General features: G+C 59.6%; 18 protein-coding genes. 11 read left to right on the top strand and 7 right to left on the bottom strand.

Annotation, left to right across the window (positions count from 1 at the left end):
* Positions 1 to 88: 88 nt before the first annotated feature.
* The gene (locus HMPREF3138_RS08335; protein WP_038873046.1) at positions 89 to 3,124 is read right to left on the bottom strand and encodes an autotransporter domain-containing protein; all 3,036 of its coding nucleotides are present in this window, start codon (positions 3,122 to 3,124) and stop codon (positions 89 to 91) included.
* 223 nt (positions 3,125 to 3,347) lie between these two features.
* On the opposite strand from HMPREF3138_RS08335, the gene HMPREF3138_RS08330 reads away from it, so the two are divergent.
* Positions 3,348 to 3,662: a hypothetical protein gene (locus HMPREF3138_RS08330; protein ID WP_038873041.1), complete on the top strand. Its 315-nt coding sequence runs from the start codon at positions 3,348 to 3,350 to the stop codon at positions 3,660 to 3,662.
* Between the two features lie 359 nt (positions 3,663 to 4,021).
* Positions 4,022 to 6,115, top strand: coding sequence for a putative bifunctional diguanylate cyclase/phosphodiesterase (locus HMPREF3138_RS08325; RefSeq protein ID WP_038873039.1), 2,094 nt, complete (start codon positions 4,022 to 4,024; stop codon positions 6,113 to 6,115).
* Here HMPREF3138_RS08325 and HMPREF3138_RS08320 read toward each other — a convergent pair.
* Positions 6,112 to 7,308: an MFS transporter gene (locus tag HMPREF3138_RS08320; protein WP_038873036.1), complete on the bottom strand. Its 1,197-nt coding sequence runs from the start codon at positions 7,306 to 7,308 to the stop codon at positions 6,112 to 6,114. The genes HMPREF3138_RS08325 and HMPREF3138_RS08320 overlap by 4 nt on opposite strands.
* A 145-nt stretch (positions 7,309 to 7,453) precedes the next feature.
* Here HMPREF3138_RS08320 and HMPREF3138_RS08315 point away from each other — a divergent pair, with 145 nt between their 5' ends.
* Complete coding sequence (locus HMPREF3138_RS08315; RefSeq protein ID WP_139145129.1) at positions 7,454 to 8,371, top strand: ABC transporter substrate-binding protein; 918 nt, start codon at positions 7,454 to 7,456, stop codon at positions 8,369 to 8,371.
* Between the two features lie 55 nt (positions 8,372 to 8,426).
* Here the strand turns inward: HMPREF3138_RS08315 and HMPREF3138_RS08310 are convergent, their stop codons facing one another.
* On the bottom strand, positions 8,427 to 10,205 hold the full coding sequence (locus HMPREF3138_RS08310; protein WP_038873030.1) for a sigma-54-dependent Fis family transcriptional regulator: 1,779 nt from the start codon (positions 10,203 to 10,205) through the stop codon (positions 8,427 to 8,429).
* A 276-nt stretch (positions 10,206 to 10,481) separates the two neighbouring features.
* Between HMPREF3138_RS08310 and HMPREF3138_RS08305 the strand changes: the two genes are divergently transcribed.
* Complete coding sequence (locus tag HMPREF3138_RS08305; protein WP_038873027.1) at positions 10,482 to 12,002, top strand: acetaldehyde dehydrogenase ExaC; 1,521 nt, start codon at positions 10,482 to 10,484, stop codon at positions 12,000 to 12,002.
* 67 nt (positions 12,003 to 12,069) lie between these two features.
* Here HMPREF3138_RS08305 and adhP read toward each other — a convergent pair whose 3' ends face one another.
* On the bottom strand, positions 12,070 to 13,086 hold the full coding sequence (adhP, locus tag HMPREF3138_RS08300; RefSeq protein ID WP_038873024.1) for an alcohol dehydrogenase AdhP: 1,017 nt from the start codon (positions 13,084 to 13,086) through the stop codon (positions 12,070 to 12,072).
* 268 nt (positions 13,087 to 13,354) lie between these two features.
* Between adhP and HMPREF3138_RS08295 the strand changes: the two genes are divergently transcribed.
* Positions 13,355 to 13,555: a hypothetical protein gene (locus HMPREF3138_RS08295; protein ID WP_038873021.1), complete on the top strand. Its 201-nt coding sequence runs from the start codon at positions 13,355 to 13,357 to the stop codon at positions 13,553 to 13,555.
* A gap of 65 nt (positions 13,556 to 13,620) precedes the next feature.
* On the opposite strand, the gene blh is transcribed toward HMPREF3138_RS08295, so the two are convergent.
* Together blh and HMPREF3138_RS08285 are read right to left on the bottom strand one after the other, a co-directional pair.
* Positions 13,621 to 14,910, bottom strand: a complete 1,290-nt coding sequence (gene blh / locus HMPREF3138_RS08290; protein WP_038873017.1) for a bifunctional sulfur transferase/dioxygenase Blh — start codon at positions 14,908 to 14,910, stop codon at positions 13,621 to 13,623.
* Positions 14,911 to 14,927: 17 nt separating this feature from the next.
* Entirely contained in the window at positions 14,928 to 15,713 is a 786-nt protein-coding gene (locus HMPREF3138_RS08285) for a sulfite exporter TauE/SafE family protein (protein ID WP_080213333.1), read from the bottom strand.
* A 191-nt stretch (positions 15,714 to 15,904) separates the two neighbouring features.
* On the opposite strand from HMPREF3138_RS08285, the gene HMPREF3138_RS08280 reads away from it, so the two are divergent.
* Positions 15,905 to 17,143, top strand: coding sequence for an NAD(P)/FAD-dependent oxidoreductase (locus HMPREF3138_RS08280; RefSeq protein ID WP_038873015.1), 1,239 nt, complete (start codon positions 15,905 to 15,907; stop codon positions 17,141 to 17,143).
* 118 nt (positions 17,144 to 17,261) lie between these two features.
* A complete protein-coding gene (locus tag HMPREF3138_RS08275) occupies positions 17,262 to 17,555 on the top strand; it encodes an Rdx family protein (protein ID WP_038873012.1) in 294 nt (97 codons plus the stop codon).
* Positions 17,556 to 17,561: 6 nt separating this feature from the next.
* Here the strand turns inward: HMPREF3138_RS08275 and HMPREF3138_RS08270 are convergent, their stop codons facing one another.
* Positions 17,562 to 18,503, bottom strand: coding sequence for a LysR family transcriptional regulator (locus HMPREF3138_RS08270; RefSeq protein ID WP_038873009.1), 942 nt, complete (start codon positions 18,501 to 18,503; stop codon positions 17,562 to 17,564).
* A 97-nt stretch (positions 18,504 to 18,600) separates the two neighbouring features.
* On the opposite strand from HMPREF3138_RS08270, the gene HMPREF3138_RS08265 reads away from it, so the two are divergent.
* From HMPREF3138_RS08265 to HMPREF3138_RS08250, 4 genes are all read left to right on the top strand, one after another.
* The gene (locus tag HMPREF3138_RS08265; RefSeq protein WP_038873006.1) at positions 18,601 to 19,806 is read left to right on the top strand and encodes an MFS transporter; all 1,206 of its coding nucleotides are present in this window, start codon (positions 18,601 to 18,603) and stop codon (positions 19,804 to 19,806) included.
* Positions 19,807 to 19,900: 94 nt separating this feature from the next.
* Positions 19,901 to 20,395 carry a TIGR00645 family protein gene (locus tag HMPREF3138_RS08260; RefSeq protein ID WP_038873064.1) on the top strand — a complete coding sequence of 165 codons (495 nt, stop codon included), beginning with the start codon at positions 19,901 to 19,903 and terminating at the stop codon, positions 20,393 to 20,395.
* Between the two features lie 189 nt (positions 20,396 to 20,584).
* Positions 20,585 to 21,040 (top strand): 3-hydroxyacyl-ACP dehydratase FabZ, encoded by a 456-nt coding sequence (fabZ, locus tag HMPREF3138_RS08255; protein WP_038873003.1) that lies wholly within the window; start codon positions 20,585 to 20,587, stop codon positions 21,038 to 21,040.
* A 30-nt stretch (positions 21,041 to 21,070) separates the two neighbouring features.
* Complete coding sequence (locus HMPREF3138_RS08250) at positions 21,071 to 21,859, top strand: spermidine synthase (RefSeq protein WP_038873000.1); 789 nt, start codon at positions 21,071 to 21,073, stop codon at positions 21,857 to 21,859.
* Positions 21,860 to 21,878: the final 19 nt, after the last annotated feature.

Genomic DNA, 21,878 nt, shown 5'->3' with positions numbered 1-21,878 from the left:
CCGGGATCAGATTGACGTAACGAAGGCCTGGAGAAAAGCCCCCATCGTTGCGATGGAGGCTGAGTAAGGTCAAACGGGGTAAACGCGATCAGAAGCGCCAGGTCAGGCCGGCGTTGACACTGTTGTCCTGGTGGTTGGACGACAGCTGCCCGCCGTAGCCGAGGGACAAGACGGCGTTTTTGTTGACCGCAACGTCGATGCCTGCTTTCAGCACCGCGCCATCGCGGGAAACCGGCACGCTGTTCACGTCGAACGCCGCATCGGTACGTTTGAACATCAGCTGCGTTTTGCGCTCCAGCTTGCCGTACTGATGCTGCCAGCCCAGTTCGCCGCGCAGCGCGATCGCCACGCTATCGGCCTGCCACTGCGTATCTGCGCGCAGCCCCAGCGTCGAAGCGGTGGCTGATTGACTTTGCTTGTCGCCGCGCAGCGCCGCCGCCCCGCCGTGTTCATTGATCCCCTCGTTACGATAGTGGGTATAAGCCAGGTTGGCGAATGGCTCAAGATTGGCCACATCGTTGCTCCAATCGTAACCGCTTTCGATAAACAGCTGGCCGGTGCGCGCGTTATAGCTGGCCTTCTCGCGATCCGACTGTGCGCCGTAGTTCACCGAGCGTGAGGTATCGATACGATGCCAGGTATACGTGCCCCCCGCCCGCAGCGCCAACGCACCGAAGCGTTTGTCGCCGTACAGCCCCAGATGGTAGTTGTCGCTGTGAGCATCTGACTGATAACCGCCGTCCAGCGAGGTGCGGGTATACCCGGTCATCACCCCCAGCCGGCCGTCGTCAAACAGCTCGCCATCCAGACCCAACAGCACGCCGTAGGTGGACGTTTGGTAACCGGTGGCATTATCGTTGCCAGAAGCATGCCCCCAGTTGCCCAGCAGTTTCGCCCAGGCCCCATTATCATCCGCTTTGATATCGGAAGCGATACGGCGGCCTTCCGCCTGGCGCAGGCGCTCGGTGGCGGCATCGCGTAGGTAACGGCTTTCGTTAATCTGGGCGGAAGCCATATCCGCATGGATCTGGCCGGACAGTTGGCGGGTCGCCTGTTGCAGCTCTCTGGCCGACGTGAAGCCGAGGAAGCTTTCATACACCGGATGGCCGGTGACGACGTCCGCCTCTTCGGTCACGGCTTGCGCTTTGCCTTCATCACCTTGCAGTGCGCTCAGCGCCTCAGCGGTAGGCGCCGCCACGCTGCGTTTGGCCGTTTCCGTGACCGGTTCCGTCGCGTTGAGCGTTTCCACCGCGCGGGCCACCGCTTTCTCGTTCTCAGTACTGGCCAGGCTGTCAAAACGGGCGGCGGTGCGGGTGATGCCAAGGCCGACGTCATTTCCCTGATAATCCAGCGTCACATTAACAAACGGATACGCTGGGTTGGCGTTTTCGAACCGGCCGTTGACGCCGTCCGTCGTCGTCAGGATGGTGTATTTGTTGCCCAACAAACTTTGCGCCTCATTCTGCGACAGCAGGTTTTTGCTGTGCTCCAGGCTGACGTTCACGCTGCCGCCGTTGAGAAACGCGCGTCGTGCGTCGATCTTGTCGCTGCGGCCATTGTCCGCCACTTCCACGTTATACTGCGAACCGCGATCAAAAATGGCGTCGTGCAACACGTGCAGCGTGCCGATGCCGTTGCCCGGCGCAACGCTGCCGCCCCGAACGGCCCGGAAAGCGCTCACGGTGCCGTCACCGGCCAACGTGCCGCTATTTTCGATATAGACGTTGGACGCCACAGACCCATTGATCGACAGCGTGCCCTGTTTCACCCAGGTATCGCCGCCGTAGGTATTGTTGCCCAACAGTGCCAGTGTGCCGGCGCCCGTTTTGGTCAATCCGCCGTGCCCGCTGATGTCGTTACTCCACGCATCGAAGTCGCATTCGCTCGACGTGCAACGCCGCTCAACCGGGGTGCCCGCTTCGACGATATTCCCCAGCCCGGGGATATTCACCACGAACTGTTTTTCACTGTAGGAGCCCGGCACATAATATTCCTGCGGAATATCCTCTTTGGTAATAAACATTTTCGGGCCGTTGATCGCATCGCGCAAATTGACACGTCCCCAGCCGAACAGATTATCAATACCGGCGACACCCAAATCGGTGGCGGTGGTTTTAATTACCGCGGATATTTGATCGGCGCTCATATAAGGGAAGCGCTGCATCAATACGGCGGCAACGCCGGTAACGTGCGGCGCAGCCATTGAGGTGCCAGATTTATTGCCGTAGCCGGGATTAAGCGAAAGCTCGCCCTTATTATAAGCTTCGCGATTAACGGCACCGCCGGTATTGGACTCCAGCCGGCCGACGGTGCTGTAAATATCGGAGCCCGGTGCGGAAACGCAATAACTGGCCGTTTGCCCGCAGCTGGTCGAAGAGACGCTTAACGTGTTTTCGTCGCTCAGGTTGGTCACGATCAGGTAATTGTTCAAGACGTCCGGGAAGGCGTAAGGCAGCGATTTTTGCGCTTCGGGAATATTGTAGTTGTTGTAATTGCCTGCCGAGAAGACGATCAGCTTACCGTGCCGGGCCGCCCGCAGCAGCGTTGGCATCGCGCTGTGCGCGCCGGTAGGCACCGGCTGTTCGCTGCCCCATTCCACACTGGCCTTGTTGCGCATCATCTCGCCGATCACGTCGCTTTTTACGAATGCCACGTAGTCCGGCCTGCCGTTCGGCAACCAGATGATATCGCCTTTGGCGTCACGGCGAATGTCCGGTGCAATCCCCCAGCTGTTGTTGATGACGCGAGCCGCGCTCTGAATCAACTCCTCACGGCCGTTGCGGTTACCGTAGTCATTCAATTTGGTGCCGATAATATCCGCGTCGAAAGCCACGCCGTGCATGCCGCCGCCGTCTCTTTTCGCTGCGGCAATACCGGCTACATGGGTGCCGTGATCGCCGAAAGACATATTGTCTTGTTTATCGTACGAGAAATTATAACTGCCGTTATCCAATCGCGTCAGTTTGCCGGCGAATTCAGAATGGGAAAGAATGGCGTTGTCGATAATGCCGATGGTGACGCCTTTTCCAGTATAGCCTCTGGCATAGGCAAACTCGGCGGAAATAGCCTCAAGCCCCCATTGGCGGTTAAACTCGGCGGTTTTCCAGCTGTCAGGCGCGCCCAAGCGACCGGGATCCTGATAAGCGGCAAGAGAAGAATGAATGGATAAGCCATAACAACCCAGAAAAACGCAATACGCTAACTTCAATTTCTTATTAAGTTTCATTTTACGCTCCATGTTTATTTATACCCAGAAGAAAACTTACGTTTTAACCGCCCTGCGACCTCCCTCGATCGTGAAATAACAGATAGCGCATGCAGACCCGATACGGGCCGCATGAAAAGACATGCTGAGTGACGAAAATAGTGCGAGCAGACAAGAGCATGCCGCCGCGCCTGGCACCTATGGCGCAGAGAGGCAAACAGGAGGCGAATGTACGTTTATCGGTGCCGCTACGCCGGGGCAGTTCGGCCATCCGGCCGAAGCGGGAGAATCAGAGAGTGGGTGCATCTCGCTTAATCATCCAATTTTGTTAATGATTTTCATTCGCGAGGCTATCCCATTCGTAAGCAAAGTGTCAACATATGAAACAAAACATTTCTTGATTTGCATCATGATTTTTCCGCTAAGCCCCAGTAAACGGGCGCTGAATAGTGCATAAAATGGCGTTCATCCCCGTCTGGACTGCGATTTTTGTCAGTATTACCGCATAGAGAAGGCAGAATACCGGTCGGGAGTACATCATGGCGACTGAACATTTAGCCATAGAGAAACATCAATAATGATTAATTTTCACGGCAATAACGCGGCGTAGTCCGATCACTTATTTTTCGCTGCAATATAAGGGATGCTTATAAATAACAGGAGTATTCCTAATGCGTTCACGCTGGATGTATTCCATGCTAGCGGGCCGATTTTTAGCCGCGCCCGCTGGCTATTCCCATTTTCATTGGCAAGACTATATTGAAAGAAGCTCTGCTCTAGAGCGAGAATATGGGTAATTTTCCGAGGAAATACCGCATGACCCTGTTGCCCAAGCAGAGCAATAACAAAAATCCGATTGATCTCTATGGCGAAATCGTAGACGACTTGCCCGGCCTGATTTGCTTCGGCAACCGCCTTGGCGGTTACTTCAATAAACAGTGGCGCGACTATACCGGCGCCATCGCCGGGGAACACGGCGCCGCCGACTGGCTCGATGCCCTGCACCCCGACGATCGCGAGCGGCTGGCTGCGCAATGGCGCCAGGCGATCGTGGCCCTCTCCTCGTTCGCCGGCGAGGCCCGCCTGCGCGATCGCAGCGGCGCCTACCGTTGGTTCATGCTGGCGTTTAACGCCCGGCAGGACGGCATGGCGCTGGAGCCCAGCTGGTACCTGACGGCGACCGACATTCACCCGCAAATGCTGCAGCGCCAGCAAAACGTTCAGGCGCTGTCTATCCAGCAAGACATGCTGGACGCCAGCGTCGACTGCATTAAAGTGATCAATCACGACGGCACGCTGCGCCACATGAACCGCTCCGGCAGCCTGGCGCTCGGCCTTGATCCGGGGCAAAAAGAGTTTGGCATGCCCTGGCTGGGGCTGCTGTCGCCCGAGATCCGGCGCCGCGGCCGCAAAGCGCTGCGCAGCGTCAGAGCCGGAAAAAATGCGCGCTTCACGGGATTGAGCGTGACGCCGCAGGGCAAAAAACAGCACTGGGACAACATTCTTACGCCGGTCAGCGACGAACACGGCACCGTGGCCGAGATCTTGTGCGTCTCACGCGACGTGACTTCGCAACGCGTGATGGAGCAACGTCTGTTGCTCGCCAGCGAATATGACGAACTGACCGGCCTGCCCAACCGGCGCCTGTTCAAGAAGAAACTGAAGCAAGAAATGAAGCGGGCCCTGCACGGCAACAAGTCGCTTGGGCTGATGCTGCTGGATCTTGACCACTTCAAGCTGGTGAACGACACGCTGGGCCACGCGGCGGGCGACCATCTGCTGCGGGTTTTGGGCAAAAGGCTCAGCGCCTGCATGAATACGCACTCGTTCGTCTCTCGCCTCGGCGGCGATGAGTTCGCCGTGGTGATCAGCGACGTCGAAAACGAGCAGGATATTTTCCGCATCGCCAACAAGTTTCTGCTGCAGCTGGAGACGCCGATCACCCACGGCGGCAAGACGCTGCATTGCGGCATGAGCATCGGCGGCGCCATCTACCCCAAAGACGCCCGCGACGCTTCGGAACTGATGAAATGCGCCGATACTGCGCTGTATGAGCTGAAAGACGGCGGCCGCGGCGGCGTCTATATGTTCGACCGCAAGATGATGGACAAGGCGCGCGCCCGCGCCAGCCAGCTCAACTACGCGCGCCAGATCGTGCGCGACAACTGCATCCGCCCCAGCTACCAACCGAAGGTCAGCCTGACCGACGGTAGCATCGTCGGCTTTGAAGCCTTACTGCGCTGGCACTGCCCGATCAACGGCGTGCAGCTGCCGGCGACGGTGAGCGAGGCGTTCAACGACTACGAGCTGGCGACCAAGATCAGCGAAGCCATGCAGCTGAAGGTCTTCGCCGATATCGCCCGCTGGCGCGCGGCCGGCGTGGCGGTGCAGCCCATCTCGCTGAACGTGTCGCCGATCGAGTTTTTACGCGACAACTACGCCGAAACGTTCCTGCAGCGCCTGCTGAAGTTCCACATACCCCATCATCTGATCGAACTGGAGGTGACCGAACACGCGTTCAACAAGCACGGTTCGAAGTACGTGCTGCGCGCATTGCAAATGCTCAAGGAGATGGGCATCCGCATCGCCCTGGACGACTTCGGCACCGGTCACTCCTCGTTCAGCCATATCATGGATTATCCGCTGGACTGCATTAAGCTGGACTGCGACTTCGTTCAACGTATGAATACCGAACCGGCGATCCTGGCGATCGTGGAAAGCATCGGCATTCTCGGTCAAAAGCTGTCGATCGATATCATCGCCGAGGGGGTGGAAACCGAGCAGCAGCGGCAAACGCTGTGCGAAGCCGGTTTCCATATCGGCCAGGGTTTTCTGTTCAGCCGGGCGGTGGAACCCCAGCGGGTGCCCGAGCTGCTGCAGGCAGCACCGCAGCCTGTCGACGGCCGTTAAACGCCCTGCTGTTCGCCGAACGGCGCCAGCTGCATGCCGATAAGCGTCACCACGCAGACGATCGCGCCGGCGTAAAAGGTGGAAGCGGAACCGACCCGCTCCCACAGCATGCCGGCCCCGAGACTCGCCAGCAGCAGCGCCACACCGCTGACCAAGTTGAACATGCCGAACGCGGTGCCGCGCAGGTGCGCCGGCGCGGTATGCGCCACCATCGCAGCCAACAGCCCCTGCGTCATGCCCATGTGCACGCCCCACAGCGCCACGCCAAACAGCACGCCCGCCCAATGATCGCTCAACGCCAGCACCACATCGGCGGCGATCAGCACCAGTAAACCGGCTTTTAACATTCCTTTATGGCTCATGCGGTCGGAAAGTTTACCGAACGGATAGGCCGAGCAGGCGTAGACCAGGTTCATGGCGACCATCACCAGCGGGATCAACGCCAGCGGCGTGCCGCCCTGCTGCGCCTTCAGCACCAGAAACGCCTCGCTGAAGCGCGCCAACGTGAAGACGGCACCGATGCCCACTACCCACCAATAGCCACGCCCCAGCAGCCGCAGATTGGCGCGGGTAATCGGGTTGGTACGCTTGTCGGTTATCGCGGCGGCCGGCTCTTTCAGGCCGAAGAACAGCAGCGCGATCGCCAGCGCCGCCGGGATCGCCGCCACCCAAAAGATGGCGCGAAAATCGTTGTGCCACAGCAGCATCAAGCCGACGGCCAGCAGAGGTCCTAAAAAGGCGCCGACGGTATCCAGCGACTGGCGCAGCCCAAAGGCCGCGCCGCGAATTTCCGGCGGCGTCACATCGGCCACCAGGGCGTCGCGCGGCGCGCCGCGGATGCCTTTGCCCACGCGATCCAACAGACGCGCGCTCATCACCATGCCGGACGACGACGCGACGGCAAAAAACGGTTTGCTGATGGCGCCCAGCCCGTAGCCCAGCAGCGCCAGCCCTTTACGCTTGCCGAGGTAATCGCTGAGCACGCCGGAGAATACCTTGACGACCAATGCCGTCGCCTCCGCCAGCCCTTCGATCAGCCCGATGACGATCACGCTGACGCCGAGCGTCGTCGCCATAAACAGCGGCAGCAGGCTGTGGATCATTTCCGAGGAAACGTCCATCAGCAGGCTCACCCCACCCAAGATCCAAACGCCGCGCGGTATGCGGCCCAACGTAGCGAAGCGCGACAGCATGGTTCGTCCTCGATGTCTCAGCGCCGGCGGCGCATCATGATTTTTCCAAGATTGGATAGTTGATTTTGTTCGTTCACAGACCTTTAGCCTTCAGAGATAGTGCAACGACCCTGTGACAATCCTAATAATGAAGGTAATTAACATAATGATAGATAGCAAAAAGATGATAGTGATGGCGGCGCTGCTGAGCTTTTCCGCCGCGGCCGCGCCAGGGGTAGATATCGTCGCCAACGAAACGCCGATCCATACGGTGAAGAACGCCGAGGCGGTCGCCAAAATCCCCGCCGGTTTCAAGTTCGTGGAGCCCGGCACGCTGACGGTGGCCATTTCCCTGCTGGGCAGCGGCCCGCCGTTCGGCCTCTATGCCCGCGACAATAAAACGGTGATCGGCAGCGAGGCGGACATCGCGCGCCTGGTGGCCGACGGTTTGGGGTTGAAACTCAAGCTGGTGCCCACCTCGTGGGAAGACTGGCCGCTGGGGGTGGCCTCCGGCAAATATGACGCCGCGGTTTACAACATCACCGTAACCAACGAACGCAAGACCAAATTCGATTTCGCCACCTATCGTCAGGATACGCTGGGGTTCTACGTCAAATCCGACAGCAAGATCACCCAGATCAACACCGCGCCGGATATCGCCGGTAAAAAGATCATCGTCGATTCCGGCACCAACCAGGAAGCGGTGCTGCTGGCCTGGGACAAGGAGAACCGCGCCAAGGGACTGGCGCCGCTGCAGCCGGTGTACGTCACCGACAAGGCCGCCTCCACGTTGGCCATTCAGTCCGGCCGCGCCGACGCCACTTTCGGGCCCAACGTCTCCGGCGCTTACCAGGCGCGGCTGACCGGCAAAACCCGGCTGGTAGGCATCGTGCCCGGCGGCTGGCCGAAAACCGCCAACATCGCCGTCACGCTGAAGAAAGGCAACGGCCTGGTGGACGCGGTGCAGGCATCGCTCAACGGCGCCATCGCCAACGGCAGATATCTGCAGGTGCTGGATCGCTGGGCGGAGAGCGACGAGAAGATTGCCCATTCCGAGATTAACCCGCCGGGACTGGGAGACTAAAACATGCACCGGCCCCGCATCGAGGGGCCAGCTATTGATGATCAATCATGATGTTTCATTCCGCCGCCGCTTTCTGCTTTCCCAGCTTGCGGTACAGCGTGCTGCGCGAAACGCCGAGCGCCTTCGCCGCCCGGCTGAGATTACCGCCCGCCCTGCCGATCGCCGCCTGCAGCGCCTCCAGGCCGGTATCGGCGTTATCCTGGCGCGGCGCCAGCACCGCGATGGACTGCGGCAGATCGTCCAGGGTGAGCACCGCATGATCGTCCGCCAGCGCCAACAGCACCTTGAGCGTACTCAACAGCTGCCGCACGTTGCCGGGCCACGGGTAGCGCGCCAGCATCGCCAGCGCCTCCGGCAGCAGGCGAATATCACGCCGCTCGCCGCCCAGCTCCCGCCATAGCTGCAAAATGAAGGCCTCCAGCTGCGCCCGCTCTCTAAGCGGCGGAATGCGCAGGCTGTATTCCTGTATGCGGTACAGCAAATCCTCACGAAATGCCCCCGCCTGTACCTGCCGAGGCAGATCGTGGTGCGTGGCGCAGACCAGCGCGAAATCGACCGGATAAGCGCTGCGGCTGCCGAGCGGCGTGACCGTTTTTTCCTGTAACACCCGCAGCAGCCGCGTCTGCAGGCCCGCCGGCATGTCGCCGATTTCATCGAGGAACAGCACGCCGCCGTCCGCCTCGCGGATCTTGCCGATATAGCCTTTCGGGTTGGCGCCGGTAAACGCCCCCGGGGCATAGCCGAACAGCTCGGACTCGATCAGCGGCTCAGGCAGCGCCGCGCAGTTGATTGCCACGAAGTTGCCGTTGCGCCAGCGGCTCTCTTGAAACAGGCGTCGGCTGAAGTGCTCCTTGCCGCAGCCGGTTTCGCCGGTCACGCACAGGGAAAGGCCTGCGTTGAGAATGCGCAGCGCTTTCTGATGCTGTTCGTCATGCCTTTCCGCCGGCGGCGGAACCGAACGCAGGGCGCTGACGCGGCGCTGCGGCGCCTCGAGCAGCGAATAATAATGCCGTTGATTGCCGGCCAGCGTCTGGTGCGGTACGCCGGAGGGCTGTCGCAGCAGATCGGGGAACAGCTGGGCGAACTCAACCGAGCCGAAGGCGGCCGGTGAAAGCTGGAACTCCAGCATCGCCAGCCGGTTGGCAGCGACCAGCACTTCGTCGTGAAACACCAGCAGCAGCTCCTGCGCGCTGCCCAGGCGACCGACGTCGGCGTGCAGGCGCAGCGTCCAATGACGATCGGCGATCGCGCTTCTGACCCAGCGGTGTTCGATATGTCGCACCGCCTGCATGATCAGCCGCTGTGCATCGTGATACGGCCGCTGCGCGGGGGCGGAAAGATCCAATATCCCGGCAATGTGGCCATCCGGCCGGTAGATCGGCGCGGCGGTGCAGTTCAATCCGGCATTTTGGTTGAGGTAATGCTGGTCGCCGCGCACTTCACAGAACGCGCCCAGCGCCAGCGCGGTGCCGATGGCGTTGGTGCCCCGCTCAGCTTCTCCCCACTGGTTGCCCGGCGCCAGCGCAAAGCGTGATGCCTTATGCAGAAAGTCGGTATTGCCGCGGGTTTCCAGCACCAGCCCGTCGGCGTCGGCAATGACCACAATGGCGGGCTGACGCGTAATTTGCGCGCCCAACTGCTCGATCAGCGGCTGTACCCGTTGCGGTACCCAGTCGTTGCGACTGCGCAGCTCGTCGAGCAATCCGGCTTTGATAAACGGGATATGCTGATCGGCGCGCGTCAGGCCGTAGCCCCGGCTGCGCTGCCAGGATTCCGCCAGCGGATGGGTCAACAAACTGGCGCCCTCAGTGGGCAAGCGGTCATCAGGCAACATGCGTTTCTCCCCCCGTTCGCAAGTGTTGCAAATATGTATCACAGATGTGTATCAGTCGTTGCGACACGGGACACAAAAAATCATCGGCAGCGCCGCCGCCGCCCGATTAGTCAAGTTACAAAAATTCCTAATCCCATAATAAATAATCACTTTTAATAAGCTTGCTCGCCATTCTTCAATCTGGCACGGGGCGTGCTTCTCTGTGCTGCGGCGGCATGCCGCACTCACAGGCGCAGCGCAATAGCGCCGGTTATCATCTGCAGAGAGGTGCTTCACATGAAATATGTCCACCCCGGTTTGCCTGGCTCGCTGGTTTCGTTCCGCAAACGCTATGGCAACTACATTGGCGGTAAATTCGTCGAACCGGTATCCGGCAACTACTTCACCAACACCTCGCCGGTGACCGGCCAGCCGATCGCCGAATTCCCGCGCTCCGACGCCAAGGACATCGAGCTGGCGCTCGACGCGGCGCATGCGGCGGCGGACGCCTGGGGCAAAACCAGCGTGCAGGAGCGCTCCAACGTGCTGCTGGCGATCGCCGATCGCATCGAAGCGCGGCTGGAGATGCTGGCGCTGACCGAAACCTGGGACAACGGCAAACCGATCCGCGAAACCCTGAATGCCGATCTGCCGCTGGCGGTCGACCATTTCCGCTACTTCGCCGGCTGCCTGCGCGCGCAGGAAGGCACCGCGGCGGAGATCGACCAGAACACCGTGGCCTACCATATCTATGAGCCGCTGGGCGTAGTCGGCCAGATCATTCCGTGGAACTTCCCTCTGCTGATGGCCGCCTGGAAACTGGCACCGGCGCTGGCGGGCGGTAACTGTGTGGTGCTGAAACCGGCGGAACAGACCCCGCTCGGCATCAGCGTGCTGATGGAAGAGATCGGCGATCTGCTGCCACCGGGCGTGCTCAACGTGGTGCAAGGCTTCGGCGCCGAGGCCGGCGAAGCGCTGGCGCGCAGCAAACGCATCGAGAAGATCGCGTTCACCGGCTCCACACCGGTCGGCCGCCATATCCTCGCCTGCGCGGCGGAAAACATCATCCCCAGCACCGTCGAGCTGGGCGGCAAATCGCCGAACATCTATTTTGAAGACATCATGCAGGCGGAGCCAGAGTTTATCGACAAGGCGGTTGAGGGGCTGGTGCTCGGCTTCTTCAACCAGGGCGAGGTCTGCACCTGCCCTTCACGCGCGTTGATCCAGGAATCCATCTACCCGCAGTTTATGGAGAAAGTGCTGGCGCGCATCGCCACCATCCGCCAGGGCGATCCCTTCGATACCGAGACCATGATCGGTGCTCAGGCGTCAAAACAGCAGTATGACAAGATCCTGTCCTACATCGACATCGCTAAAAACGAGGGCGGCAAAATCGTGGTGGGCGGCGAACCCGCCCAGCGTGGCGACGAAGTGCAAAACGGTTTCTACCTGCAGCCGACGTTGATTACCGGCAACAACAGCATGCGCTTCTTCCGCGAGGAGATCTTCGGGCCGGTGATTGGCGTCACCACCTTCAAGGATGAGGCCGAAGCCCTGGCGCTGGCCAACGACACCGAGTTCGGCCTGGGCGCCGGGCTGTGGACCCGCGACATCAACCGTGCCTACCGTATGGGCCGCGCTATCAAAGCGGGCCGCGTGTGGACCAACTGCTACCACCTGTACCCGGCGCACGCCGCGTTCGGCGGCTACAAGAACTCCGGTATCGGGCGCGAAACCCACAAGGCGGCGCTGTCGCACTATCAGCAGGTGAAAAACCTGCTGGTCAGCTACGACGCCAAACCGCTGGGCCTGTTCTGATCCGGGCGTAACAGCAAGAAGGCCACCCGCAGGTGGCCTTCTTATTTGGCATGGTTGGTGGCGTGATTTATCTCGCCATGCCGAGATCGATCACCATGCGACCGCGAATGGTGCCCGCCTTCATCTCGTCGAAGATGGCGTTGATATCGCCCAGCGGCCGTTTGGTCACTTTCGGCGTCACTTTTCCTTCGGCGGCGAACTGGAACGCCTCTTTCAGATCTTCGCGCGTGCCCACCAGCGAGCCCACCACCTGAATGCCGTCCAGCACCAGGCGCGGAATGCTCAGATCCATGCTCTCCGGCGGCAGCCCCACGGCCACCACTTTACCGCCGGCGCGCACCGCATTCACCGCCGAGTTGAAGGCCGCTTTCGCCACCGCCGTCACCACCGCCGCGTGAGCGCCGCCGGTTTGCTGCTGAATGATCTCCTCCGCGTTTTGCGTTTTGGAGTTGATGGTCAGATCGGCGCCGATCTGTTTGGCGAACTCCAGCTGGCCGTCGTTAACGTCGATGGCGATCACTTTGGCGTTAAACACGTTCTTGGCATACTGCAGCGCCAGGTTGCCCAGCCCGCCCAGACCGTAGATGGCGATCCACTGCCCCGGCTTGATATCGGAAATCTTCACCGCCTTGTAGGTGGTGACGCCGGCGCAGGTGATGCTGCTGGCGGCGAAAGAATCGAGCCCGTCCGGCACTTTCACCGCGTAGTCCGCCACCACGATGCACTCTTCCGCCATGCCGCCGTCAACGCTGTAGCCGGCGTTTTTCACCGAACGGCACAGGGTTTCGTTGCCGCTGACGCAGTATTCGCAATGGCCGCAACCCTGGTAAAACCAGGCGACGCTGGCGCGGTCACCCACTTTTAACGAGGTGACGCCCTCACCGACGGCGGAGACCACGCCGATGCCCTCATGCCCCAACGTAATGCCCGGCACCTCGCCGAAATCGCCGTTTTTCACGTGCAAATCGGTGTGGCACACCCCGCAACACTCCATTTTCAACGCCGCCTCGCCGTGCTTCAGCGGGCGCAGCACTTTATCCTGAATGTCTACGGTATGGTTTTTCGTCACTACGGCAGCTTTCATGGTGTTTTCCTTAGCAGAATGGGAGGTACAGTTGTTAATGTAGTGACTGTATTCGATGAGGGCAAGCGCCGCGTGTTTTGTGTAAAAACAAATAATTAAATATGAATCAGCATGATTATTTCATAAAAAACAATTAACAGACGGCGCGATCTCATTCGGATTGACAGCCGCCCCAGCGGCGGCGGATGATAAAAATGGCCAGGGTTGCACACGTGTCATCAACGAGGCGTGATTGGGCCACCAACGCAAAATGGAGAGGCAACTGCACATGTTTTCCAAAATACAGTTCCGCTGGTGGAGCGTGCCACTGGCGTTGCTGCTTACCGTTGCGCTGTTTATGGCGCTGGATAGCTGCGGAGTAACCCAGGGGGTTAGCGGCCTATTGCGTTCGCTGCTCGTGGGCAGCGTCAGCGTTATCTTGCTGTATGGCATCAACCGGATTGCCGCAAAACAAACATCCAGCCGCTGACACCACGGCCCCGCTGCCGGTGCCAACGATTTCTGTCCAATCCGCCTGAAATTTTGCTGTTCGACTCATCCCTTAAATCGATTCACGGGGATTTTCAGATAGTGTTGCCCATCGTCTTCACAGTCAGGCAGAACGCCGCCGCGAATATTGACCTGCAGCGCCATCAACATGAGTTCCGGGTGCGGCAGCGTGGCGTCCCGCTGCTTTCTTTGCGCAATAAACCGAGATTTATCCATGTTGACCACCCAAGGATTGTTCTCGCGCTGCTCTCTCACGGTGCTTTCCCAGCGGGCCTCACGCCCCGCCGGGCGGTAATCATGGCCGGTAAACAGGCGGGTATCCGCCGGCAGGCTCAAGATCCGCTGCAATGACTCCCACAAGGCCTCCGCATTGCCGCCAGGAAAATCGGCCCTTGCGGTACCGCTGTCCGGCATGAAGAACGTATCGTGGATAAACGCCGCATCCGCAATGCAGTAGGTGACGGAAGCCAGCGTGTGCCCGGGAGACAGCAGAACCTCAGCGCGCAGGTTGCCGATAAAAAAGACGTCCCCGTCCGCGAACAGCACATCCCAGACGGTGTTGGCCGCAGGCAGATCTTTTAAATTATAGATCTCTTCCCACAGCCCCTGAACGGCGGTAATTTTTTCACCGATGCCGGTGAAGGCGCCGGTTTTCTGCGCCAGCCAGGTGGCGGCCGAAAAATGATCGGCGTGCGGGTGCGTATCCAGCACCCAGGCCACTCCCCACCCCCGTTGATGGATAAAATTCAGGATATCCTTGGCCTGTTGATGCGAGACCGTGCCCGATCGGCGGTCAAAATCCAGCACCGGGTCGATAATCGCACAGCGGCGCGCCTCGGGATCGGCAACAACATACTGCAGGCTGCCGCTTTCCGGCTCATAAAACGCGTGAACTTCCGCAGTGGCCCGCACGGACCGATGCTTGTCATACCAACTGAGCGCCTTATCGGCGTCCGCGCCGTATTCGTCGCATTGGCGGCGAAACTGCGCTTCATCTATCTGACCTTCGCGCAGCGCATACAGCAGGGAAAGGCAGGCAGAGCGAGCCCCGCTTCTGCAGTGCGCCAGGGTTTTCTTGCCTTGTCGCAACAGAAACTGGAAGGTGTAAACGGTCTCCCAGGTCAGCGTATCGAACGTATAAGGGAGATAGACGTAACGCATTCCCCCTTGTTCTGCCAACGCTTTCTCTTGCAGATGGTCAAGATACTCCCCCGGCTCCTCGTCCGGCCGATTGTTGACGATAAGGCGGTAGCCCTGTTGAGACAGCGCCTTGAAATCACTCGCTTCAGGCGCGCCCGAAAAGGAGAGTTGAGGGTGGTAAATGCAGATGCGCATGTTTTTTTCCTTCCGTTTCATAGGCTTTTAAATAACATATACAGGGCCAGCGCCAGCAGCATGACGGCATAGAGCACATTGATAATGTCCTCGCGTTTTTTCAGACGCTCGGCGAGCGCCACCCCCACCACGCCCCCCAGAACGCCGCCGACGATGAGCCAGCACGTAATCGCGGTCGATACCTTTCCGGACATGGCGTAGCTGGCGCTGGTCGATAGCCCCATGGCCGCCACGACCACCAGTGAGGTTGCCACTGCTTCAACCATCGAAAAGCGGAAAAACCAAACCAGCGCCGGCACAACCAAAAATCCGCCGCCAATGCCCAGAAAGCCCGCCAGCCCGCCCAGAGCGAGGACGCTGGGCCATACGATGGCGGGATGAACGGCAGCATGGGGGGATGGCAAGGGAGTGCCGGCAAGGTGATTTCTTTTCAGCGTCAATCCGGCGACAACCAGCATCAACAGGGAGAAAGGCAGGGTCAAGTAATGTCCGTCCGTGATTTTTCCCATCTGAGACCCCGCCAGAGCCCCCATGACAGCGACCAGCGAAACGACAACCCCGGTCTGCCACCTGACGTTGCCTTTGGCAGCATGCGCGGCGAGGTTGATCAGCGCGTTAATGGCCACAGACATGGCGCTGGTGCCTATAATCAAATGCGTATCCGGCACTTTCACCATATACAGCAATAATGGCACGCAGACGATTGAGCCTCCGCCGCCGGTCAGGGCCAGGAGGAATCCCACAATTCCCCCGGTGACCACTAACAGCATCACGATATAAAAACTGAAATGGAAAAAATCCACTGCCCTAATCCCTTAATGATGCTCGTGCCATTTATTAACGATCAGTTCATCGGCAATGTCAAATAACTTATTTCAATTTGTTATTACATATAGCAAAATGGAATATATGATTTTTTATATAACCACAAGTTCTATGAATTCGCTTTTAATCTGGACAACAACCCCCTACTTTCTTATGAAAGGAGGCCTGCATGAAACCAGAAAAAATAAACACCCAGAAAAACGTCGTTGTTATTGGCGGCGGTTCATCCGGAATAGGTATCGCGGCAAGCATAAGGAAGCGAGTTAAAAACATCGATATAACGATAGTGGAACCTAACGACTGGCATTATTATCAACCGGCATGGACCCTGGTGGGCGGCGGGCTCTTTGATATCAATAAAACACGGCGTTCCCTGCGCGCTGTCCTGCCCGCAGGAACCGCATGGGTACAGGATAGCGTTATCAGGGTTGAGCCCAGTCAAAAATACATCGTGACTCGCCAAGGGCAGAAAATAAACTATGACTTTCTTATTGTTGCGTGTGGCCTCGTTTTACGCTGGGATAAAATAGAGGGCGTTGAAGACACCCTGGGACTAAACGGCGTCACCTCTAATTATCGCTTTGATCTTGCCGAATATACCTGGAAACTGGTTCGGGAAATGAAAAGCGGCCAGGCGATATTTTCTCAACCGACGCTACCCATAAAATGTGCCGGCGCACCGCAAAAAGCCTTGTATTTATCATGCGATCACTGGAGACGCCAAGGCATTCTGAATAATATTAACGTCAATTTCTGCCTTGCAGGTACGGCGGTTTTCGGCATTCCGCAATTTGTCCCCCCGCTGAACGCGTATTTGGGGAAATACCGTGCACAGGTCAATTTCAATCATAATTTAATCCGTGTTGATGGCAAGAATCGGCAAGCGACATTCGCCGTGGAGACCAATGCAGAAGGAACCCGCGAGTTAACCCTGCCCTTCGATATGCTCCACGTGGTGCCGCCTCAATCGGCTCCGGCGTTTATTTCGCAAAGCGGACTCGCTGAGGGTTCCGGCTGGTGCGATGTGGATAAATTGACGCTGCAGCATAAGCATTGGCCGGATATTTTTGCGGCAGGTGACTGTTGCTCAACGCCAAACGCCAAAACCTTAGCGGCAGCTCGAAAGCAGGTGGTGGTGGTGGCGGAAAACGTCGCGGCACGGATTCATGGCGCCCCCCTCACTGCCCATTATGATGGCTATGGTTCCTGTCCATTGACGGTCGAGAAAGGCAAAGTTGTGCTGGCAGAGTTTGGCTACGACGGTAAATTGCTGCCTACGTTTCCCCTGCTCGACGCAACCCAACCCAGCCGTATGGCCTGGTGGCTGAAAGCCTGGTTTTTACCCCGGTTTTATTGGGCGGGCATGCTGCGTGGGGTTGAATGGTTTGCCGGCAGCAAGCGACCGTGACGCACACTCAGCCACCCATGCCACAGCAGACGCTTGACTATTTGGCGAGACAAAGCCACCATCGTTTGCAGATCCATCAGGCTGATTGCGAGCCGTTACCCCTACCGGTCGATCATCGATGAAAAATGCCCCCGCAGTGACGATCCACTACTGTTCACAATGCAACTGGCTGCTGCGCGCCGGCTGGATGGCGCAAGAGCTGCTCAATACCTTCGGCGACGATCTCGCCTCCGTCACCCTGATGCCGGGCACCGGCGGGGTCTATCAAATCAGCGTCGATGGCGTGATGATTTGGGATCGCAAAATTGACGGCGGCTTCCCCGATGCGGCGCAGCTGAAGCAGCGGCTGCGCGATCACAGCTTCCCCGATCGTTCTCTCGGCCACAGCGACGATAAGAAAGCCAGGCACTGAACGGCGTCAGCCCGCCGCCGGCGGCCGCGCGCCGAGAATGCGCGGCATCACTTCTTTCATCATTTCCATGAACTTGCGCAGGCGAGCCGGATAATAGCTGGCGTAGGGATACAGCAGGTAGATCGGCAGCGGCGCGGCGCGCCAGGCCGGCAACACGGTTTGCAGCGCCCCGTCGGCCACATCGTCCCGCACCAGCCAGGACGAGACTATCGCGACGCCCAGCCCCTCCAGCGCCGCCTTGCGCACCGCGTACAGGCTGTCGGTGCTCAACCTCGGCGTGATATCGAACCGCCCCTGCTCGCCGCGCTCAACATGGGTCAGCACCACTTCATTGCGATAAAAACTGTTCAACGCCAACCACGGCAACCGCGCCAAATCGTCAAGACAGCGGACCGGCTCTCGGCTCGTCAGCAGCGCCGGTGACGCTACTGTGCTGCGCGGCACCTCCGCCAGCAACACCGCCACGACCGACGGATCGGTCACCGCACCGACGTGAATGGCGCAATCCACGCCTTCGGGAATAAAGTCCGGAGAATGATCGTTCAGCGTCCACTCAACGTAAGTTTGCGGGTAGCGCCGCAAGTACTCGCCCAACGGACCGATCAACTGATCCTGGCCGAAAGCATGCGGCGCTCGCACGCGCAACACGCCGACCGGTTCGTCGCGCGCGCCGCCCAGCCCTTCCTCCAGACTTTGCCATTGTTCGATCAGCCCCCGCGCCTGTCGGTAACAGCGCTCGCCGTCGTCAGTCAGTTTGAGGGCGTGAGTCGTCCGCTGGATCAGTTTGGCGCCCAGCAGTTGCTCCAACGCCTGCAGGCGCCGACTGATCGTCGGTTGTGAGGTGTCGAGCTGCAGCGCCGCTGCCGACAGGCTGCCGCTTTCGACGATGCGCACCAGCGTATGCAGCAAAGTTATGCGGTCGCCGTTGGGTAAATTAATTTTATTCATGCGTTAAGTGTATAACAGTTTTACCTGCGAGGGGGCTACAGCGGAATGAAGCAAGGGGTAAAAATGGCCGCACATTCACTTCGCAGGGATCGTTGTCATGAGCACTTCCGCCACCTACGGCGCCCCGTCCGCCAACGTCGTATTTCTGCTGGCGGCCGGCGCCGGCCTCAGCGTCGCTTCAATCTATTACAGCCAGCCCATGCTCGGCATGATGGCCGCCGATTTTCACGCTGGCGTCGCCGATGCCGGCATGGTGCCGACGCTGACCCAGTTGGGTTATGCGCTGGGCATTTTGCTGTTGGCGCCGCTTGGCGACCGGTACGATCGCCGGCGGATCATTCTGATAAAAGGCGTGCTGCTGACGCTGACGCTGACGCTGCTGCTTTGCGTGTTTTCCGCCTCGTTCCCGCTGTTGTTGCTCAGCAGCCTGGCGATAGGCCTGACCGCCACCGTCGCGCAGGACATTATCCCCGCCGCCGCCACGCTGGCGCCGGAGGCCAACCGCGGCAAAACCGTCGGCACGGTGATGACCGGGCTATTGGCCGGCATTCTGCTGTCGCGCGTGTTCAGCGGCGCGCTCGCCGAGTACGCCGGCTGGCGCAGCGTTTACGCGCTGGCGGCGCTGGGCGTTTTGCCGATCACGCTGGCGATCTGGCGCATGTTGCCGCGTCTTCGCCCCCATAACGCGCTGAGTTACCCCGCACTGCTGCGCTCGCTGGGGCATCTGTGGGCCGCGTATCCCGAGCTGCGGCGCGCAACGCTGGCGCAAGGTTTTCTGTCATTGGGCTTCAGCGCTTTCTGGTCAACGCTGGCGTTGATGCTGGCGGAGCGCTACCAGATCGGCAGCGCGGCGGCCGGCGCGTTTGGCCTGGCGGGGGCGGCGGGTGCGCTGGCGGCCCCGTTGGCGGGAAGTCTGGCCGATCGGCACGGCCCTGACGCCGTGACCCGCATCGGCGCGGGACTGGTCCTGGCCGCCTTCGCCCTGATGTTTCTGCTTCCGCTGTTGCCGCTCCCGGCGCAGCTGGCGCTCATTGCGCTGAGCGCCGTCGGATTCGATCTGGGCATCCAGGCGACGCTGATCGCGCACCAAACCATCGTCTACGGTCTCGATCCGGCGGCCCGCAGCCGCTTGAACGCCCTCTTGTTCACCGGCGTATTCATCGGCATGGCGAGCGGCGCCGTCCTCAGCAGCCGCATTCTGGCAAGCGCGGGCTGGCCGGGCGTCGTGGCGCTGGCGACGGCTGCGGGGGCCGTGGCGCTGTGGATCCGCAGCGGGCGCAAAACGGCGCGCGTAGCGGCCTGAGATCGCCCTTTACCGGCGCAAGCGGTTGATTTCGCCCGGGTCTCCTGCGTTATACTGAGCGCTCTTTTAGCCACGTAATTAATAAAATTTTATGATTGAACGCTTGCTCGAAAACACGATGTACGCCTCCCGTTGGCTGCTCGCACCGGTTTATGTCGGCCTTTCACTGGCTCTGGTCGCCCTGTCGATCAAGTTTTTTCAGGAGATCCTGCATGTCCTGCCCAACATTTTTTCTATCGCCGAAGCCGATCTGATCCTGACCCTGCTGTCGCTGGTCGACATGGCGCTGGTGGGCGGGCTGTTGGTCATGGTGATGTTCTCCGGGTATGAAAACTTCGTCTCACAGCTGGATATCACCGAAGGGAAAGAAAAGCTGAGCTGGCTGGGCAAAATGGACGCCACCTCGCTGAAAAACAAAGTCGCCGCCTCCATCGTCGCCATCTCCTCCATTCACCTGCTGCGGGTGTTTATGGACGCCAAGAATGTGCCGGACAACAAGCTGATGTGGTATGTGATCATCCATCTCACCTTCGTGCTGTCCGCTTTCGTGATGGGCTATCTGGACAAGGTCATCCGTTCCAAGCACTAACCACGCGTTACCACACCCGATCGCCAGCATCGGGTGCTTCCTTCCTCTCCATTCTGCGCCTGTTTCTCCGCCATCATGTCTTTCATCTGGCACATCTGATGATAATTTTATTATAATCCTATTACACTCACCATGGACTGAACGCCGGCCATCGCACCGGTTTCGCCGCAGACAGGATCACGCGCCCCCATGCCATTGAATGGTCATCCCCTGCAATTCAACGATATTCAGGCGATTTTGCCTCATCGCTATCCCTGCCTGTTGGTCGATCGCGTGCTGCCCGCCGGCACCTGCATTGCCGAAGGGCGGCTGAGCGCCATCAAGAACATCACCGCCAATGAGCCGACATTCTGGAGCGGCCACGCTCACTTCGCCGGTTTTCCCGGCGTGCTGTTGGTAGAAGCGCTGGCGCAAAGCACCGGCCTGCTGGCCCATTACTATCTCGGGGCGCTGAACGAAGGGGAACATTACTATTTCGCCGCCATCCAGCGGGCGCGGTTTTATCGCGCCGCCCGCCCCGGCGATCAGGTGCTGATGGAGGTCGCCTTTGTGCGCCGGCGCGGGGCGATCGCCCGCTTTACCGGCCGTGCCAGCATCGACGGCCAACGCATTTGCACCGCCGATTTCATGTGCGCCCGTAAATAGGCCGCTTGCCAAAGGAGCCCTGCGAATACCATGTCTCTGGTTGACAGCTTACTCAGAACCCTCGATTTCTCTCCGCGCGGCCAGGTGATTGCCCGCGAAGCCGATGCCTGGGGCGAAATCATCGTTTCCGATCACAAGGACTACCGCACGCTGCGATTTGACGGCATCTGCGAGCAGAGCAAGATGAGCCTCAGCAACCCCGCGCAGCCGATCCACAACTACATCAAAGCGATGCTGATGGCGGTGGCCTGGCAGCCGCCGACGTCGGCGTTGATCCTGGGGTTGGGCGGCGGCAGCCTGCTGCGTGCGCTGCACGCCCTCGATCCGACGATGCGCCTGGACGTGGTCGAGCTGCGCGCCGCGGTGATCGCCGTCGCACGCCGTTATTTTACGCTGCCGGCCACCGACACCATCAGCCTGCGCACCGCCGATGCCATGGACTTCGTGCGCCCGCCCGCCGAGACGCGCTACGATCTGATCTTCTCCGATCTCTATTCGGCGTTTGCCATGGATCCGCAGCAAGGCAGCCAGACCTTCCTGGAAAACTGCGCTGCGCGGCTGAACGACGGGGGCTGGCTGGTGCTGAATTACCACGATCTGCCCGACGAAAATAGCCTGCTGTACCACAGCCTGCACCGGGTATTCAGCACCGTGCTGTTTTGCGTCGCCCCCAGCGGCAACGTGATTATTTACGCCACGCTAGCCCGGGTGACGCTGCCGCTGAGCGCGCTGCGCAATCTGGCCGCCGGCAGCGGCGAACTGTTCAACTGCGAGCTCGGCTATCTGTCGCGCAAAATAGAGCGGCTGCATTTCCGCTAAAGGTGGGGGCGACGCGGTC

Source organism: Serratia sp. HMSC15F11 (assembly GCF_001808215.1).
GTDB lineage: Bacteria > Pseudomonadota > Gammaproteobacteria > Enterobacterales > Enterobacteriaceae > Serratia > Serratia nevei.
This window is presented reverse-complemented; position numbering and strand designations above follow the sequence as displayed.

What these genes read in the sequence shown, in the direction of transcription:
- HMPREF3138_RS08325 (WP_038873039.1), top strand. Translation starts at nt 4,022, where the DNA reads ATGACCCTGTTGCCCAAGCAGAGCAATAACAAAAATCCGATTGATCTC.
- fabZ (WP_038873003.1), top strand. Translation starts at nt 20,585, where the DNA reads ATGCCATTGAATGGTCATCCCCTGCAATTCAACGATATTCAGGCGATT.
- adhP (WP_038873024.1), bottom strand. Translation starts at nt 13,086, where the DNA reads ATGAAAGCTGCCGTAGTGACGAAAAACCATACCGTAGACATTCAGGAT.
- HMPREF3138_RS08280 (WP_038873015.1), top strand. Translation starts at nt 15,905, where the DNA reads ATGAAACCAGAAAAAATAAACACCCAGAAAAACGTCGTTGTTATTGGC.
- HMPREF3138_RS08275 (WP_038873012.1), top strand. Translation starts at nt 17,262, where the DNA reads ATGAAAAATGCCCCCGCAGTGACGATCCACTACTGTTCACAATGCAAC.
- HMPREF3138_RS08250 (WP_038873000.1), top strand. Translation starts at nt 21,071, where the DNA reads ATGTCTCTGGTTGACAGCTTACTCAGAACCCTCGATTTCTCTCCGCGC.
- HMPREF3138_RS08310 (WP_038873030.1), bottom strand. Translation starts at nt 10,205, where the DNA reads ATGTTGCCTGATGACCGCTTGCCCACTGAGGGCGCCAGTTTGTTGACC.
- HMPREF3138_RS08270 (WP_038873009.1), bottom strand. Translation starts at nt 18,503, where the DNA reads ATGAATAAAATTAATTTACCCAACGGCGACCGCATAACTTTGCTGCAT.
- blh (WP_038873017.1), bottom strand. Translation starts at nt 14,910, where the DNA reads ATGCGCATCTGCATTTACCACCCTCAACTCTCCTTTTCGGGCGCGCCT.
- HMPREF3138_RS08305 (WP_038873027.1), top strand. Translation starts at nt 10,482, where the DNA reads ATGAAATATGTCCACCCCGGTTTGCCTGGCTCGCTGGTTTCGTTCCGC.
- HMPREF3138_RS08315 (WP_139145129.1), top strand. Translation starts at nt 7,454, where the DNA reads ATGATAGATAGCAAAAAGATGATAGTGATGGCGGCGCTGCTGAGCTTT.
- HMPREF3138_RS08320 (WP_038873036.1), bottom strand. Translation starts at nt 7,308, where the DNA reads ATGCTGTCGCGCTTCGCTACGTTGGGCCGCATACCGCGCGGCGTTTGG.
- HMPREF3138_RS08295 (WP_038873021.1), top strand. Translation starts at nt 13,355, where the DNA reads ATGTTTTCCAAAATACAGTTCCGCTGGTGGAGCGTGCCACTGGCGTTG.
- HMPREF3138_RS08265 (WP_038873006.1), top strand. Translation starts at nt 18,601, where the DNA reads ATGAGCACTTCCGCCACCTACGGCGCCCCGTCCGCCAACGTCGTATTT.
- HMPREF3138_RS08330 (WP_038873041.1), top strand. Translation starts at nt 3,348, where the DNA reads ATGCTGAGTGACGAAAATAGTGCGAGCAGACAAGAGCATGCCGCCGCG.